Origin of the sequence: Tsukamurella tyrosinosolvens (assembly GCF_900104775.1) — a bacterium.
GTDB classification, from domain to species: domain Bacteria; phylum Actinomycetota; class Actinomycetes; order Mycobacteriales; family Mycobacteriaceae; genus Tsukamurella; species Tsukamurella tyrosinosolvens.
In genome coordinates, this window is record NZ_FNSA01000003.1 from 211,613 (window position 1) to 228,035 (window position 16,423).

The 16,423-nt window shown below is 70.7% G+C and carries 11 protein-coding genes; 8 read left to right on the top strand and 3 right to left on the bottom strand.

The features are described 5' to 3' along the window. The first annotated feature begins 364 nt into the window (after nucleotides 1-364). The 5 genes from BLW32_RS02510 (at nucleotide 365) to BLW32_RS02530 (ending at nucleotide 11,622) form a co-directional block, all read left to right on the top strand. Complete coding sequence (locus tag BLW32_RS02510) at nucleotides 365-1,345, top strand: TIGR03621 family F420-dependent LLM class oxidoreductase (RefSeq protein ID WP_068740556.1); 981 nt, start codon at nucleotides 365-367, stop codon at nucleotides 1,343-1,345. A 226-nt stretch (nucleotides 1,346-1,571) separates the two neighbouring features. After that, on the top strand, nucleotides 1,572-3,482 hold the full coding sequence (gene fadD32, locus BLW32_RS02515) for a long-chain-fatty-acid--AMP ligase FadD32 (RefSeq protein ID WP_068523377.1): 1,911 nt from the start codon (nucleotides 1,572-1,574) through the stop codon (nucleotides 3,480-3,482). 81 nt (nucleotides 3,483-3,563) lie between these two features. Next, complete coding sequence (gene pks13 / locus BLW32_RS02520; RefSeq protein WP_068740557.1) at nucleotides 3,564-8,678, top strand: polyketide synthase Pks13; 5,115 nt, start codon at nucleotides 3,564-3,566, stop codon at nucleotides 8,676-8,678. Nucleotides 8,679-8,697: 19 nt separating this feature from the next. After that, complete coding sequence (locus BLW32_RS02525; protein ID WP_082791255.1) at nucleotides 8,698-10,272, top strand: acyl-CoA carboxylase subunit beta; 1,575 nt, start codon at nucleotides 8,698-8,700, stop codon at nucleotides 10,270-10,272. Beyond that, on the top strand, nucleotides 10,273-11,622 hold the full coding sequence (locus BLW32_RS02530; protein ID WP_068740559.1) for an FAD-binding oxidoreductase: 1,350 nt from the start codon (nucleotides 10,273-10,275) through the stop codon (nucleotides 11,620-11,622). A gap of 131 nt (nucleotides 11,623-11,753) precedes the next feature. Here BLW32_RS02530 and BLW32_RS02535 read toward each other — a convergent pair whose 3' ends face one another. Together BLW32_RS02535 and BLW32_RS02540 are read right to left on the bottom strand one after the other, a co-directional pair. Continuing rightward, complete coding sequence (locus tag BLW32_RS02535; protein ID WP_068740560.1) at nucleotides 11,754-12,638, bottom strand: LLM class flavin-dependent oxidoreductase; 885 nt, start codon at nucleotides 12,636-12,638, stop codon at nucleotides 11,754-11,756. Between the two features lie 12 nt (nucleotides 12,639-12,650). Beyond that, nucleotides 12,651-13,304 (bottom strand): TetR/AcrR family transcriptional regulator, encoded by a 654-nt coding sequence (locus BLW32_RS02540; protein WP_068740561.1) that lies wholly within the window; start codon nucleotides 13,302-13,304, stop codon nucleotides 12,651-12,653. A gap of 98 nt (nucleotides 13,305-13,402) precedes the next feature. Here BLW32_RS02540 and BLW32_RS02545 point away from each other — a divergent pair, with 98 nt between their 5' ends. Both BLW32_RS02545 and BLW32_RS02550 read left to right on the top strand, forming a co-directional pair. Then, nucleotides 13,403-14,179 (top strand): maleylpyruvate isomerase family mycothiol-dependent enzyme, encoded by a 777-nt coding sequence (locus BLW32_RS02545; RefSeq protein ID WP_068740562.1) that lies wholly within the window; start codon nucleotides 13,403-13,405, stop codon nucleotides 14,177-14,179. 29 nt (nucleotides 14,180-14,208) lie between these two features. Further along, a complete protein-coding gene (locus tag BLW32_RS02550; RefSeq protein WP_068523384.1) occupies nucleotides 14,209-14,577 on the top strand; it encodes a nuclear transport factor 2 family protein in 369 nt (122 codons plus the stop codon). A gap of 10 nt (nucleotides 14,578-14,587) precedes the next feature. On the opposite strand, the gene BLW32_RS02555 is transcribed toward BLW32_RS02550, so the two are convergent. Continuing rightward, nucleotides 14,588-15,073: a GAF domain-containing protein gene (locus BLW32_RS02555; protein ID WP_068523385.1), complete on the bottom strand. Its 486-nt coding sequence runs from the start codon at nucleotides 15,071-15,073 to the stop codon at nucleotides 14,588-14,590. Nucleotides 15,074-15,436: 363 nt separating this feature from the next. On the opposite strand from BLW32_RS02555, the gene BLW32_RS02560 reads away from it, so the two are divergent. Then, entirely contained in the window at nucleotides 15,437-16,414 is a 978-nt protein-coding gene (locus BLW32_RS02560) for an alpha/beta hydrolase (RefSeq protein ID WP_082791257.1), read from the top strand. Nucleotides 16,415-16,423: the final 9 nt, after the last annotated feature.

Sequence of the window (16,423 nt, forward strand, 5' to 3'; positions counted from 1 at the left end):
CCGCTCATTCTCACCCGCATCGGCGCTCGGCGGGGGATTCGGCGCCGCGTGGGGGACGGCCGGTCCCCCACAGGAGGAACGGCGTCTGGTGGGGGATCGAACGCCGGGCAGGGGAATCGGCGCGGCGCGGGGGACGACGGTGCCGAGGCCGGCACGCGGGGAGCGACGGAACGGCGTCTGATGGGGGATTGAACGCCGGGCAGGGGAATCGGCGCGGCGCGAGCGGCGAAGTCCCCAGCCAGGCCCGGTCATGTGCTGGTCACGAGCGCCGGGAATCGCAGGGCGGCCGAGGCACCGTCGGGCAACCGTTAGGCTGTGCGCAACGTTTCACGACCGCACCACCGTCGACCAGGAGTACCCACACGTGACCACTGAGCCCCGCAAGTTCCGGTTCGCGGCCGGCGGCGCCGGCAACGCCGACGAGGGCGGCGCGCGCAAGTTCGTCAAGCTCGCGCAGGAGGCCGAGGAGCTGGGGTTCGACACCTTCGCGATCCCGGACCGCCTGGACGCGCAGGTGGGACCGCTGGCCGCGCTGGGGGCGCTGGCGGTGAGCACGTCCACGATCCGCCTGGCCACCTCGATGCTCGCGATGCCCTTCCGGCACCCGGCGGTGCTGGCGAAGGAGCTCACCACCATCGACGTGCTGTCCAAGGGCCGCCTCGAGGTCGGCCTCGGCCTCGGCGCCTTCAAGGACGATTTCGACCAGGCGGGCATCGAGTTCGAGTCCCCCGACCGCCGCTTCCAGCGCCTGGACGAGGGCCTGACGGTGCTCGACGCGCTGCTCCGCGGCCAGGAGGCCGAGTTCGAGGGCGAGGTCTTCCAGGTCAAGGAGCTCAAGGGCTACCCGCGTCCGCGGCAGGGTCCGCGCCCGCCGATCGCGATCGGCGCCGGCGCCCGCCGCACGCTGGAGCTGGCCGCGCGCCGCGCCGACGTCGTCTCGATCAACCCGCGCAGCTCGGCCGAGGGCAAGCTCAAGATCTCGGACATGTCCATGGACGCCGTGAAGAACAAGGTCGAGATCGTGAAGGCCGCCGCGGGCGAGCGCTTCGCCGACATCGAGCTCTCCTGGTCGATCGCCACCATCGTGATCACCGACGACCGCGAGCAGGTCGCGGACTTCGCGCTCAAGGCCATCGAGCGCGGCCTCTCGGCCAGCATCGAGGTCGACAAGGAGGTGACGATCGACGACGTGCTGAGCTCGCCCTACCTCGCGATCGGCACCTTCGACGAGATCGCTGACCAGGTGCGCGCCACCCGCGCCGCGACGGGCATGTCCTACGTCGGCGTGATCCCCACCCAGATGGAGGCCTTCGCGCCCGTCCTGGAGCAGCTCAAGGGCGAGTGAGTCCCGTCCGTGCCCGACCTCACGGTTTTCGTCCTGCCCGACGGTGCGCGGTACGATAGTCGGGTTTGCGGATTTTCACAGCGTGGTAACACCCCGAACGGGTGAAACATGTTGCGGATATCAAGCACTATGAGGTGGCGCACAGGCCCGCAACGGGCCGTCGCCGCCACGCGATGTATCACTGTATGACCGTCAGCCGCCCGGCGTCGGTGACGAGGAGCAATGCATGAACAACGAGTTTGACCAGTTTCTGGACGAAGACGGCAACATCTTCTTCCGCCCCGGAACCACGCTGGTCGACTTCGTCGAGCGCAACGCACGGGAGCGTGCCGACACCCTCGCCTACCGCTTCATCGACTACAGCCGCGAGCGCGACGGCGTCGTCCACGAGCTGACCTGGTCGCAGTTCGGCGCCCGCCTGCGCGCCATCGGCGCCCGCCTGCAGCACATCACCAAGCGCGAGGACCGCGTCGCGATCCTGGCCCCGCAGGGCCTGGACTACGTGACCGCCTTCTTCGGCGCCCTGTACGCCGGCAACATCGCGGTGCCGCTGTTCAGCCCGGACGAGCCCGGCCACACGGACCGCCTGCGCATCGTCCTCGAGGACTGCAAGCCCACCGCCATCCTCACGAGCTCCGGCTCCGCCGAGGCCTGCCGCAACTTCTTCCGCCACCTCCCGGCCAAGGAGCGCCCGCGCATCATCGCCGTGGACGCCATCCCGGACTCGGTGGGCTCGACGCTCAAGCCCTTCCCGATCTACCGCGACACCATCGCGTACCTGCAGTACACCTCGGGCTCCACGCGGAACCCGGCCGGCGTGCAGATCACCTACGAGGCCGTCGGCACGAACGTGATCCAGATGATCCACGCGCTGGACCTCAACGAGAACTCCCGCGGCGTCACCTGGCTGCCGATGTTCCACGACATGGGCCTGCTCACGGTGATCCTCCCCGCTCTCGGCGGCAAGTTCATCACCATCATGAGCCCGTCGGCGTTCGTCCGCCGCCCCGGCCGCTGGATCAACGAGCTGGCCGCCGTCGAGGACGGCGCGGAGACCTTCGCCGCCGCCCCGAACTTCGCCTACGAGCACGCCGCCGCCCGCGGCCTGCCCAAGGAGGGCGAGACCCTCGACCTGTCGAACGTCAAGGGCCTGATCAACGGCTCCGAGCCGGTCACCGTCTCGTCGATGAAGAAGTTCAACGAGGCCTTCGCCCCCTACGGCCTCTCGCCGAAGGCGATCAAGCCCTGCTTCGGCATGGCCGAGGCGACGCTGTTCGTCAGCTCGACCCCCGTCGAGAACGAGGCCCGCGTGGTCTACGTCGACCGCGATCAGCTGGCCGCCGGCACCTTCGTCGTCTCCGAGGAGGGTGCCGAGGGCGCCGTCCCGCAGGTCTCCTGCGGTGACATCGCGCTGAGCCAGTGGGCCTGCATCGTCGACCCGGAGACCGGCAAGGAGGTGCCCGACGATTCCGTGGGCGAGATCTGGCTCCACGGCATGAACATCGGCTCGGGCTACTGGGAGCGCGACGAGGAGTCCCGCGAGACCTTCCAGAACTACCTGACGCCCCTCTCCGAGGGCAGCCATTCCGAGGGCGTGAAGAACCTCGAGAAGGCCAAGTGGATGCGCACGGGCGACTTCGGCGTCTACCACGGCGGCGAGCTGTACATCACCGGCCGCGTCAAGGACCTGGTCATCGTCGACGGCCGCAACCACTACCCGCAGGACCTGGAGTTCACGGCGCAGGAGTCGAACACCAAGTACATCCGCACGGGCTACGTGGCGGCCTTCTCGGTGCCGGCCAACGAGCTGCCGGCCGCGGTCTTCGAGAACGCCCACTCGGGCCTGACCTTCGACCCGAACGATCAGAGCGAGCAGCTGGTCATCGTCGCCGAGCTCGGCGCCGGCGGCGCCAAGCAGGACCAGCAGGCCCTGGCCGACGGGATCCGCTCGGCCGTCGGCGCCGCGCACGGCGTGCTGGCCCGCGACATCCTGCTGGTCCCCGGCGGCTCGCTGCCCCGCACCAGCTCGGGCAAGATCGCGCGGCGCGCGGGCCGCGCCGCCTACATCGACGGCACCCTGCGCGGAGGCTACACGCAGACGGCGTTCCCCGACGCCGACGCCAACGACGTCCAGTAGCGCCCACCGGCGCTCGCACTCCACAACTTCATCACCCGCGACTGGGTAACCCACGGTCTCGACGCGAAGGGTAGACACAACATGGCTGAGAACGAGTACACCCCCCATGAAGGCCCGACCGGCAAGGCCCGCGAGGATCTGAGCCTCGAGGAACTGCGCGCATGGATGCGGCAGTGGATCGCGGATGCGACCAAGCAGCCCGTCGAGAACATCACGGACGACAAGTCGCTCGACGAGTTCGGCCTGGGTTCGCGCGACGCGGTCTCGATGGCGTCGGACATCGAGGACTTCACCGGCGTGCAACTGACGGCCACCGTCGCCTTCCAGCACCCGACGATCGCCCTGCTCAGCCAGCGCATCATCGACGGTGACCCGGTGGTCTCCGACGACGACCTCGCGGCCGAGGCGGCGCAGTACGACCGCGGCGAGGAGTTCGAGAACAACCGCGGCGTGCACGACGTGGCCGTCGTCGGCCTCGCGACCCGCTTCCCCAAGGCGGGCGAGACCCCCGAGTCGACGTGGGAGTTCCTCATCGGGGGTGGCGACGGCACCACGGATCTACCCGAGGACCGCTGGCTCGAGTTCAAGCAGGACCCGCGCCTGAAGGCCGTCCTCGACGAGGCCAACACCTTCGGCGGCTACCTCGACGACGTGGCCTCCTTCGACGCCGAGTTCTTCCAGATGACCCCGCGTGAGGTCGAGATGGTCGACCCGCAGCAGCGGCTCGCGCTCGAGCTCACCTGGGAGGCGCTGGAGCAGGCCAACATCCCCGCCAGCTCGGTCAAGGGCACTCGTACGGGCGTGTGGATGGGCAGCTCCGCCAACGACTACCAGATGCTGGCCGTCGCCGACCCGACGAAGGCCAACCCGTACGCGCTGACCGGCACGTCGACCTCCATCGTCGCCAACCGCGTCTCGTACTTCTACGACTTCCACGGCCCGTCGGTCGCGATCGACACGGCGTGCTCGTCGTCGCTCGTCGCGATCCACCAGGCGATCCGCAGCCTCCGGGACGGCGAGACCGACATGGCCGTCGCCGGCGGCGTCAACATGCTCATCGTGCCCGCCGCGACGCTGGGCTTCGACAGCCTCGGCGCGCAGGCTCCCGACGGCAAGATCAAGGCCTTCAGCTCCGATGCGAACGGCATGATCCGCGCCGAGGGCGGCGGCGTGGTGCTGCTCAAGCGCCTGGCCGACGCCGAGCGCGACGGCGACGACATCCTCGGCGTGATCGCGGGTTCCGCGGTCACCTCCGACGGCAAGTCCAACGGCATCTTCGCGCCGAACCCCGAGGCGCAGGTGATCAACCTGCGCGACGCCTACATCGATGCCGGTATCGACCCGCGCACCGTCGACTACCTGGAGGCGCACGGCACCGGCACCATCCTGGGCGACCCGCTGGAGGCCGATGCGATCGGCCGCGTCCTCGGCCGCGGCCGCGACGCCGAGAAGCCGTTGCTCCTCGGCTCGGCGAAGACGAACTTCGGTCACCTCGAGGCCGCCGCGGGCATCGCGGGCGTCGCCAAGGTGCTGCTCGCCATGCGGCACGGGCAGATCCCCGCCTCGCTGAACTTCACCAGCCCCAACCCCTACATCCAGTTCGAGGCCAATCGCCTGCTCATGGCGACGCGGAACACGGAGTGGCCCAAGTACTCCGGCCACCGTCTCGCGGGCGTCACCGGCAACGGCTTCGGCGGCACCAACGCGCACGTCGTGGTCAAGGAGTACGTGGCGCCCGAGGTCGTCGAGGGCGAGACCGAGTCCGACGAGGCCGCGTCGAACGCGGTGCCGGACTTCCACCCCGCCACCGTCGAGGGCACCGCGGTGCCGCTCGTGCTCACCGCCTACGTCCCGTCGCGCCGACGGGCCGCCGCCGCCGAGCTGCTCGCGTGGCTCGAGAGCGACGAGGCGAAGGAGTACACGCTCGCCGAGATCGGCCGCACCCTCGCGAGCCGCAACCACGGCCGCGTCCGCTCGGTGGTCATGGCGAAGGACCTCGACGAGGCGATCAAGGGCTTCCGCGCGATCGCCGAGGGCAAGAACGCCCCGAACGTCATCTCCGCCAACCAGCCCGACGCGGCCGGCCCGGCGTTCATCTTCTCCGGCTTCGGCAGCCATCACCGCAAGATGGCCAAGCAGCTCTATCTCGAGGACCCCGTCTTCAAGCACTACTTCGACGAGGTCAACGCGCTCATCATCGACGAGTCGGGCAACGACTACGCCGACATGATCACCGACGACGAGCAGACCTTCCACATCGAGACCGGCCAGGTGGGCATCTTCGCCATCCAGGTCGCGCTCGTCGGGCTGTTCCGCCACTACGGCATCGAACCCGGTGTGGTGCTGCCGCATTCGATGGGCGAGGCCACGTCGGCCTGGGTCACCGGCGGCCTCTCGCTCGAGGACGCGGTGCGCGTGATCTGCCAGCGCTCGCGCCTCATGGGCGAGGGCGAGGAGATGCTGCCCGAGGAGATGGAGCGCTTCATGGCGCTCGTCGAGTACAGCGCCGCCGACATCGAGACCGTGCTCGGCGACTACGAGGGCCTGGAGATCTGCGTCTACGCGGCGCCCACGCACACCGTGCTCGGCGGCCCCGGCAAGGTCATCGACAAGATCGTCGCCGAGACCGAGGCCAAGGGCCTGATGGCGCGGAAGCTGGTGACGCGCGGCGCTTCCCACACCTCGCAGATGGACCCGCTGCTCGGCGAGCTGCAGGCCGAGCTCATGGGCATCGAGCCGCACGCCCTGGAGTACCCGATGTACTCCACCGTGAACAAGGACGAGTTCTACAAGGCCGGCCACGCGCCGGTGCACGACGTGGACTACTGGATCAAGGGCCTGCGCCACAGCGTGTGGTTCACCCAGGCCGTGGAGAAGGCCGTCGAGGCCGGCTACCGCACCTTCATCGAGTTCTCCCCGAACCCGATCACGCTGATCTCCGTCGCCGCGGTCACGTTCGGCTCCGGCATCCAGGACGCCGCGCTGGTGCAGACGCTCAAGCGCAAGGAGGACGAGCCGGGCACGATCATGACCGCGCTCGCCACCGTCTTCGCACGTGGCCACCACGTCGACGTCGCCGCGCTGTTCGGCCCCGGCCGCTACGCGCCCGTGCCGCGGACGAAGTTCCAGCGCAAGCACATCTGGATCCAGACCAAGCTGCCCGACGGCGGCTCGGGGATGGTCCCCGGCGGCCACGTCGCGCTGCCCGACGGCCGGCACGTCTGGCAGTTGGACGCCGGCGCGCTCACCCTCGGCGACCAGACGAGGATCCCGCTCGTCGACCTGGCGAAGCACGCCGCCGTCCAGGTGCTCGACGGTGCCGCGGTCACCGCGGCCGTCGAGCACGGCGAGGTGCGCGACGGGCTCACCCTCACCACCACCCTGACCCCGCACCCCGGCGGCGCATCGATCCAGGTGCACGAGAACACCGGGACCGGCTTCCGCCTGCTCCTCGACGCCGTCGTCGTGGGCGGCGAGGCCTCCGGCACCGCCGCGGCCCCGCTCATCACCAAGGCCGCCGCGCCCGCCGTGGAGGAGATGGACGAGCTCGACGAGTCCGAGCCCGAGATCACCGTCTCCGAGGAGACCGAGGCCCCCGCGCCCGAGGGCAGCGGCGACCGCTGGTCCCCGGAGTCGGGCGAGACGGTGGAGCACCGGCTGGGCCTGATCATCGCCGAGATCATGGGCTTCGAGATCGAGGACCTCCCCAAGGAGATCCCGCTCATCGACCTGGGCATGGACTCGCTCATCGCGATGCGCATCAAGAACCGCGCCGAGTACGAGTTCGACATCCCGCCGATCCAGATCCAGGCGGTGCGCGACGCCTCCTTCAACGACGTGGTGCAGTTCGTCGAGTACGCGGTCGAGCATCGCGACCAGGTGGACGCCCTCGCCGAGCACCAGTCCGGCAGTGGCGAACTCGCCGACGCCGGGCAGCTGGCCGAGATGATGAAGGCAGCCAAGGCGGAGGCCGCCGCGAAGGCCGAGGCCCCCGCCGCCGCGCCCGCCGAGGCCGCACCGGTCGCGGAGCCCGCAGCGGCACCGTCGGACCAGAACACCGAGGCCGACACCCCCGACCTGCTCGACGGCGCCGCCGTCGCGGCGGCCGTGGGTGACGGCGTGCCCCCGCGCGACGCCGCGGAGCGCCTCACCTTCGCGACGTACGCGATCGTCGTGGGCAAGTCCCCGGGCGGCGTTTTCAACGAGCTCGACGTGCTGTCCGAGGACGTGGCGGAGAAGCTGACCGCGCGCCTGTCGGAGCGCGCCGGCGGCGAGATCGACATCGAGGACGTCATCGACTCGAAGAACATCGAGGAGATGGCCACCTACGTGGGCGCCGTCATGAACGAGGCGACCCCGGTGGACGGCTTCGTCCGTACGCTCCGCAAGCCGGAGAACACGGACCGTGCGCCGCTCTTCCTCTTCCACCCCGCGGGCGGCAACACCACCGCCTACGAGGCGCTGCTGCGTAAGCTGCCGGAGGACCTTCCGATCTACGGCTTCGAGCGCGTCGAGGGCGAGATCGAGGAGCGCGTCGCCGAGTACCTGCCCAAGCTCAAGGAGATCCAGCCGGAGGGGCCGTACCGGCTCGCGGGCTGGAGCCTGGGCGGCGCCTTCGCCTACGGGCTGGCGCGCGCCCTCGAGGACGAGGGCAAGGAGGTGGCGTACGTCGGCCTGCTCGACGTCGTGGCGCCGAAGGTCCCGCTCACCGACGAGCCCGCCGAGAAGAAGGCCCGCCTGGAGCGCTGGGAGAAGTTCGCGCGCAAGAACTACGACATCGGCGATGAGATCGAGCTGCCCATGGACCGCCTCAACGCGGCCGACGACGAGGGCCAGTTCCGGATCATCATGGAGCTGGTGCAGCTGTCCGACAAGAAGATCCCGACGTCGATGATCGAGCATCAGCGCACGTCCTTCGTGGACAACCGCATGCTGATCAAGGTGAACCCGGCCGACTACGGGAAGTTCGGCGGCACGGTCACGCTGTACCGCGCGGACCGCATGCACGACGGCGCCGTCGAGCTGGAGCCGAACTTCGCGGACATCGCGCCGGACGGCGGCTGGGGTCCGGTCGTCGAGGACCTGCGGATCGTCAAGATCGGCGGCGACCACCTGCAGCTCATCGGCGAGCCGTACATCGGCAAGATCGCGACGCACATGGCGGACGAGCTCAACCGGGCCGACGGCGGCCGGTGAGCTCCGGGCAGGGGATAGGGTGACAGACGTGACGGACGTATCGGACCAGGTCGACCTCAGCACCACCGCGGGCAAGCTCGAGGATCTGTACCGCCGCCTCGAGGCGGCCAAGGATCCCGGCAGCGAGCGGGCGCGTGCCCGCCGCGACGCGAAGGGCCTGCCCAGCGCGCGTGCGCGGATGAACATGCTGTTCGACGCGGGCACCTTCGTCGAGCTGGATCAGCTCGCGAAGTCGCCCGGCGACGACAAGATCAAGGACGGCGTGGTCATCGGCTACGGCCTGGTCAACGGCCGGAAGGTCGCGGCCTTCAGCCACGACCAGACCGTCGGCGCCGGCACCGTCGGCGAGATGTTCGGCCGCAAGATGGTCAAGCTGTACGACTTCGCGGCGGCCGCGGGCCTGCCGGTGGTCGGCATCAACGACTCGGGCGGCGCCCGCATCCAGGACGCGGCCACGTCGATCGCGTGGTACGCCGAGCTCGGCCGCCACCAGGACGGCCTGTGCGGCCAGGTCCCGCAGATCTCCATGATCCTCGGCACCTGCGTGGGCGGCGCGGTCTACGCGCCCGCCAACACCGACGTCCTCGTCGGCGTGCAGGACAACACCTACATGTTCGTCACCGGCCCCGAGGTGATCCGCCCGACCACGGGCGAGACCACCTCCGCGGAGGACCTCGGCGGCGCGGTCAAGCAGGCCCAGTGGGGCAACCTGCACCACGTCGCGGTCGACGAGGCGGCGGCCTTCGACTGGGTCAAGCGCTACCTCGGCTTCATGCCGGACTCGATCCACCAGCGCGCGCCGCTGGTCAACCCGGGGCTGGAGCCGGAGCTCACCGACTCGGACCTCTCGCTCGAGTCGATCATCCCGGACGCCGACACCGCCGGCTACGACATCCACGACGTGATCCTGCGGGTCTTCGACGACGGCGACTTCCTCGAGTACGCCGAGCTGTGGGCGCCGAACATCGTGACCGGCTTCGCCCGCGTCGACGGCCAGCCCGTCGGCGTCGTCGCGAACCAGCCGATGCACATGGCCGGCACGCTCGACACGCAGGCCTCGGAGAAGGCCGCGCGGTTCGTGCGCCTGTGCAACTCGTTCAACATCCCGCTCGTCTTCCTCGTGGACGTCCCCGGCATCCTGCCCGGCGTCGAGGAGGAGAAGATCGGCACCATCCGCCGGTCGGGCAAGTTCATCTTCAGCTACGTCGAGGCGGCCGTCCCGAAGGTCACCATCATCCTGCGCAAGTCCTACGGCGGCGCGTGGGCCGTGATGGGCTCCAAGCAGCTGGGTGCCGACTTCGTCTTCGCGTGGCCGACGGCGCGCCTGGCCGTGATGGGTGCCGAGGGCGCGGCCGCGATCATCAAGCGGCGCGAGATCGAGGAGGCCGGCGAGAACGGCCCCGCGATCCGGCAGGCCTTCATCGACTTCTACAACCAGTTCATGGCGACGCCGTGGCTGGCGGCCGAGCGCGGGTACATCGACGGCGTGATCGAGCCGAAGGAGACCCGCCTGCTGATCCGCAAGTCGATCGCGCAGCTGCGCGACAAGGAGCTGCAGCGCGTGCCGCGCCGCACCTACCTCATGCCGATGTAAATGGCGTCGCTGGAAGGCTTTCCGCAGCTCACGGGTTCAGTCCTCACGGACCCGGACGTGACCGCGGCGTACGCCGTCGACCACTGCTCGCCGGTGCACGGCGCCGTCCCGCTCGCGGTCGTGCTCGCCGAGACCACCGAGGACGTCGCCGCCGCGGCGGCCTGGTGCTACGCCAACGACGTGGTCATCGTGCCGCGCGGCGCGGGCAGCGGCCTCGCCGGCGGCGCCAGCGCCATCGAGGGCTGCGTGATCATCTCGCTCGCGAAGATGAACGCGATGCTCGAGATTAACGTGGCGGATCAGTACGCCCGCGCGGAGGCCGGCGTCCTCAACGCCGACCTCGACCGCGCGGTCCGTGAGCACGGGCTGATGTACCCGCCGGACCCGTCGTCGTTCGAGATCTGCTCCATCGGCGGCAACGTCGCGACCAATGCCGGCGGCCTGCGCTGCGTCATGTACGGCGTCACCCGCGAGTACGTGCTCGGGCTGACGGTCGTGCTGCCCGACGGCCGGATCATCCGGACCGGTCGGCGCACGGTCAAGGGCGTCACCGGCTACGACCTGACCCAGCTGCTCGTCGGCAGCGAGGGCACCCTCGGCATCGTCACCGAGGTCACCGTCAAACTCCGTCCGGCGCCGGTGATCCCGCCGACGACCGTCGCCGCCTCGTTCCCGGACGTCGTGAGCGCCGCGGCCGCCGTCGCGGCCGTGGTCGGCACGGGCGTCGTACCCGCGCTCATGGAACTCATGGACCGCCGCACGCTCGAGTGCGTGGAGGCGCTGCGCCCCTTCGGCCTCGAGGACGAGACCCGGGCGATGCTCATCGGCCAGGGCTCGACGCCCGCGGACGCCGAGGTGCTGGCCCGCGAGTTCGAGGCCGCCGGAGCGCATTACACCGTGGTCTCCGACGATCCCGTCGAAGCGGCCGAGCTGCTGGCCGTGCGCCGCGCCGCCTTCCACGCCTACGAGCACGCGGGCAACATCTTCTCCGAGGACGTGGGCGTGCCCCGCTCGCAGCTGCCGGAGATGTTCGCCCGCATCGAGGCGATCTCCGCGAAGTACGACGTCGACATTCCCACGTGCGCGCACGCGGGCGACGGCAACCTGCACCCCACGCTGATCTATCCGAAGGACGAGCGCGAGGTGCCCCAGGCCATCTGGGACGCCGCCGACGAGGTGTTCCAGGCCGCCCTCGCCCTCGGCGGCACCCTCACGGGCGAGCACGGCGTCGGCGTCCTCAAGGCCCGCTGGGTGGGCGAGGAACTGTCCGAGGACGTCCTCGAGCTGCACCGCGGCATCAAGGCCGTCTGGGACCCGAAGAACCTCCTCAACCCGGGCCGCGGCTTCTAGGCCTCGCTGCGCTCGATGCCGTCCCTAGCGGGGCGGCGCTCCCCCCATGTCCATGGACAGGGGGAGTGCACGGCGCGCGGAGGCGGTGCGCGTCCCGCTAGGGAGGGGCCGACGGTGCGCCGTCGCGACGGTCAGGCCGAGTGCCACGGGGCAGCGGACACGTCGGCGACCTCCTGCGCAGCGGCCGCGGCCACCTCGATCGCGTCGGGCGTCCACGGCCGCGAGACGCCGAGCACGAGGTGATCGACGCCCCACCCCGCGGCGGTCCGGGCGCGCGCGGCGAGCTCGGCCGCGGTCTCCGCGGGGCCGAGCCGCGTGCTCAGCGTCGTCTCGATGTCCGACGGTGCCCGGCCGAGGTCCCGGCAGTGCCCGGCGAGCACCGCGAGCTTGCGCCGGACGGTCGCGCCCTCGTCGGGGATGTCGAAGACGTTGCAGGCGTCGGCGTACTGGGCCACCAGCCGCAGGGTGCGGCGCTCGCCGGCCCCGCCGACCAGGATCGGCGGCCGGGCGGCGGGCAGCGGCGACAGCCGGGGCCGCTCGCAGCGCACCGTCGTACCGGGGAACGGGGATTCGTCGCCGCACCAGATCCGGTGGGCGAGGCGCAGCGTGTCCTCCGTGGCGTCGAGCCGCGTGCGGGCGTCGGGGAACGGCAGGCCCATGTCGGCCGCCTCGGCGCCGTGGTGGCCCGCCCCGAGTCCGAGCCACGCGCGGCCGCCGGAGAGGAGGGCGAGCGTGGTGACGGCCGCGATCAGCACCGACGGCGGGCGGAAGGTCGCGGGGGAGACCATGGCGCCCAGCCGGATCCGCTCGGTCCGCGCGGCGAGGTGACCGAGGGTCGTGTACGCCTCGAGATGATCGTGGTCCTCGGGCGGCGCGGTCGGGTCGACCTGCAGCAGGTGGTCCGCCACCCACAGCGTGTCGAAGGCCGCGTCGTCGGCCATCGCGGCGACGCGGAGCAGGCCGGGCAGCGGGCCTTCGGGGAACGACGGATTCGTCACGGACAGGCTGATTCTCACGGGGCTCTCCTTCTACGTCGGTCCGTCTCCGTCGGGTTCGGCGGGAATGGGTGCGAGGCCGCGGATGAGGACGTCGACCGCCGCGGCCCCCTCGGGCAGCACGATCGTGGCGATCGCGGCACCGGTCAGCCCGGTCGCCGCGAGGCGGTGGACCTCGAGGGTCATCGCCTGCGTGATGCCGACCGCCGCGGTCGCGAGGGCCCGGGCGCGGATCGCGCCCGGGGAGTCCTCCGCGAGGAGCTCAGCGAGATCCGTCGCCGTGGCCTCGGCGATGAGGAGCTCGCGGGCCCGCAGCGCGGGGCTGGCGGCGATGATCTCGCGCACGCGCACCAGCCCCGCCGTCGCGCGGGGATCGTCGTCCGCGAGCAGGCCGCGCGGTTCGAGGAGGTGCGCACGGAAGGCACCGAGCACAGAGGTGCCCGGTGCGCGGTCGCGCAGCGTCGCGATCAGGCGTTCGCCGTACTCCGCCATGCCGTGCAGGACCAGGTCCTCCTTGGTGGGGAAGTAGTTGAAGACGGTGGCGGGGGAGACGCCGGCCTCCCGGGCCACCTCGGTGACGGTGACGCCGTCGAAGCCGCGGTCGGCGAACAGCGTGAGGGCCACGTCCTGGATCCGCCGCCGCGTGTCGATCTTCTTCTGCTCGCGCAGACCGACCTGCTGCGTCACGCGCGCCTCCTCGAATAGTTACTGTTGCTCTAAAGTTAGAGTTACTCTAACATGGCGGATGACGCACCACCACCGGCCCGAACGCAGGAGGAGCGACGATGCACACCGAGACCTACCTGGACGCGGTCGTCGAACAGACCGGCATCCTCGCGGACTGGGTGCACGCGCGGGAGCCGGCGACGCCGGTGCCGACCGCACCGAAATGGACGCTCGCGGACCTGGTCGAGCACGTCGGCGCCACGCAGCGCATGGTCCGGTTGCTCGTCGCGGGGAGGCTCACGGACCCCGGGGCGGCCTTCGCCGACCAGGAGCCGGCGCCCGCCGACCCGGCCGCCTGGCGGGACTGGCTGAACGCCAACGCGGTCGCCGCGCGGGACGCGTTCGCCCCGGTCACCGACACCACGCCCGTGTGGGACCCCTCCGGCGCCGCCGCGGGCGTGCCCTTCTGGTCGCGCCGGCTGTTCGGCGAGGCCTGCGTGCACCGCGCGGATGCCGCGGCCGCGCTGGACCTGGCCTACGCGCTGCGGCCCGAGTACGCCGCGGCCGCGGTCGACGACTGGCTCGACACCCTCACCTCCGCCGGCTACTGGACGAACCGGCCGGATTTCGCGGCCGCCGTGCGCGGCGCGGGCCAGACCCTGTGCTTCGCCCCCACCGATGCGGCGGGCGGCTGGCTCGCACGGCGCGGACCGGACGGGGTCGGCCTGGAGCGCGCTGCCGCGCCGGCCGACGTCACCCTGCGCGGCCCGGCCGTCGAGCTGCTGCTCGTGCTGAGCAGGCGCCGGCCGCTCGCCGCCGCCGAGGGACTCGTCGTGCAGGGCGATCGGGCGCTGCTCGACCACTGGATCGACCACATGGACTGGGTCGCCGACTGAGGCGCGCCCACCGACCCGAGGAGGAACCCATGACAGACCGGGACGCCGTCGTCGCCGCCCAGCAGCGATTCGACGATGCCGAGCTCCGCGACGACCGAGCCGCCCTGGACGACCTGATCGACGCCGACTTCCTGTCGATCGGGCCGAAGGGATTCGTGCTCGACAAGGCGCAGTGGATCGCGCGCCACGATCACTTCCGCTACCACGAGCTCGACGTCGACGAGATGGACGTGCGGCTGTACCCGTCGGCCGCGATCGTGCGGTGCGTGCAGCGCAACCACGCCGACTCGTCGGGACACGACGTGCGGATCGCGACCCGCGTCTCGCAGACGTGGGTGCAGCGCGACGGGGCGTGGCGGATCGCCGGGATCCAGTTCAGCCCGCTCGCCGACGCCTGACCGGATCGGCCTACCGCAGCGCGTCGACGAAGACCGCGGCGACCGCCTCGAGGCCGCGCTGGTCGTCGTCGGTGAACCGCGCCGTCCGCTCGCTGTCGAGGTCGAAGACGCCGATCAGCTCGCCGTCGCGGACCAGGGGCACGACGAGCTCCGAGTTGGTCGCCCCGTCGCAGGCGATGTGGTCCGGCACGGCGTGCACGTCGTCGACCCGCTGCGTGGTCCGCGTGCGCGCGGCCGCGCCGCACACACCGCGGTCCAGGGGGATGCGGATGCACGCCGGGAGTCCCTGGAAGGGCCCGACGACGAGCTCGGCACCGTCGTAGAAGTAGAAGCCCACCCAGTTGAGGTCGGGCACCGTCGCCTTGACGAGCGCCGAGAGGTTCGCGGCGTTGGCGATGCGATCGGGCTCGCCGTCGACGAGCGCACGGGCGTAGGCGGCGAGCTCTGCGTAGCGCTCGGCGGGGGAATCGGAGAGGTCGGGAAGCGTGAACGACACGCCCCGACGGTACGGGGTCCGACGGTGCCCCGACACCCTCCCGCAGGGCATGAGTCTGGGCGGAAGCTGAGAGCATCGGGGAAACGAAACCGGCGTGATCGAGACCGAAAAACACCTCATGTACAGCGCTGACCTGCCTCGGCGCATCGATCTTCACCAGTGGTTGTAACAGGGTGACGCGGCGCTCCGACTAAGAGTTTGTCAGGAACTGAGATCTCGCATACAGTGCCTGACGAGCACTGAATCGCTCGCGTTGCTGTGCCACGGGGTCCTCCTGTGGTACCGACGGGGCCGGTACGCCGGCGCCGCGCAGGCGGTTTGCACGCGCCCACCGGGCGGAAACACTGAGGAAGAGAGTCTCGTATGCGTATGCGCAACGGCTGGGCCAAGAAGGCCACCGCCGCCGCGGTCACCGTGGCTGCCATTCCGGCCCTGACGATCGCCGGCACGGGCGCCGCGAACGCCTGGGGCCCCGGCAACGCCAAGAACCCGCCGAAGGGCTTCAAGCAGGCCTTCGTCAACGGCGCGGGCATGCCGAACGTCAAGGTCCGCAGCTGGGCCTCGACCACCACCGACCCCAAGAAGGCCCCCACCGTCGTGCTGCTCGACGGTCTGCGCGCCACCTGGGACGTCTCGGGCTGGGAGCGCGACTCCAACGTGGCCTTCCTGTCGCAGAAGGGCATCAACGTCGTGACGCCCGTCGGCGGCACCTCGAGCTGGTACACCGACTGGCAGGGCCCGTCCTCGACGAACCGCCAGGCCTACCGCTACACCTGGGCGTCGTTCCTCAAGAACAGCCTCCCGCAGTACATCCGCAGCCTCGGCTTCAGCGACAACGTCTCGCTGGTCGGCCTGTCGATGTCCGGTAGCGCCGCGATCATCAACACCGTCGAGTCGAACGGCTACTACAAGCGTGCCGCCTCGCTCTCCGGCCTGAACAACATCTCGGCGCCCGGCGTCCCGATCGCCGTCGGCATCGCCTCGCTCGATTCGGGCGGCTACAACGCCGGCCTCGACATGTGGGGCGGCCCGTTCGACTCCCGCTGGGCGAAGAACGACCCGACCGTGCAGGTGAACCGCCTGAAGAACATCCCGCTGTGGATCTCGGCCGGCAACGGCGTCTTCGGCAAGTACACCCCGAACCCGGGCCCGGCCGACGTCATCCAGGGCGTGCCGCTCGAGTGGCTCGCGCTGTCGCAGTCGCGCGCCTTCGAGGGTGCGGCCAAGCGTGCGGGCCTGTCCAAGGCGCACTTCGACTTCCCGCCGGCCGGCACCCACACGTGGGGCTACTGGCAGGACCAGGTGTGGCAGATGCAGCGCACCGGCTGGTTCTCGAAGTAATCCTTCGCG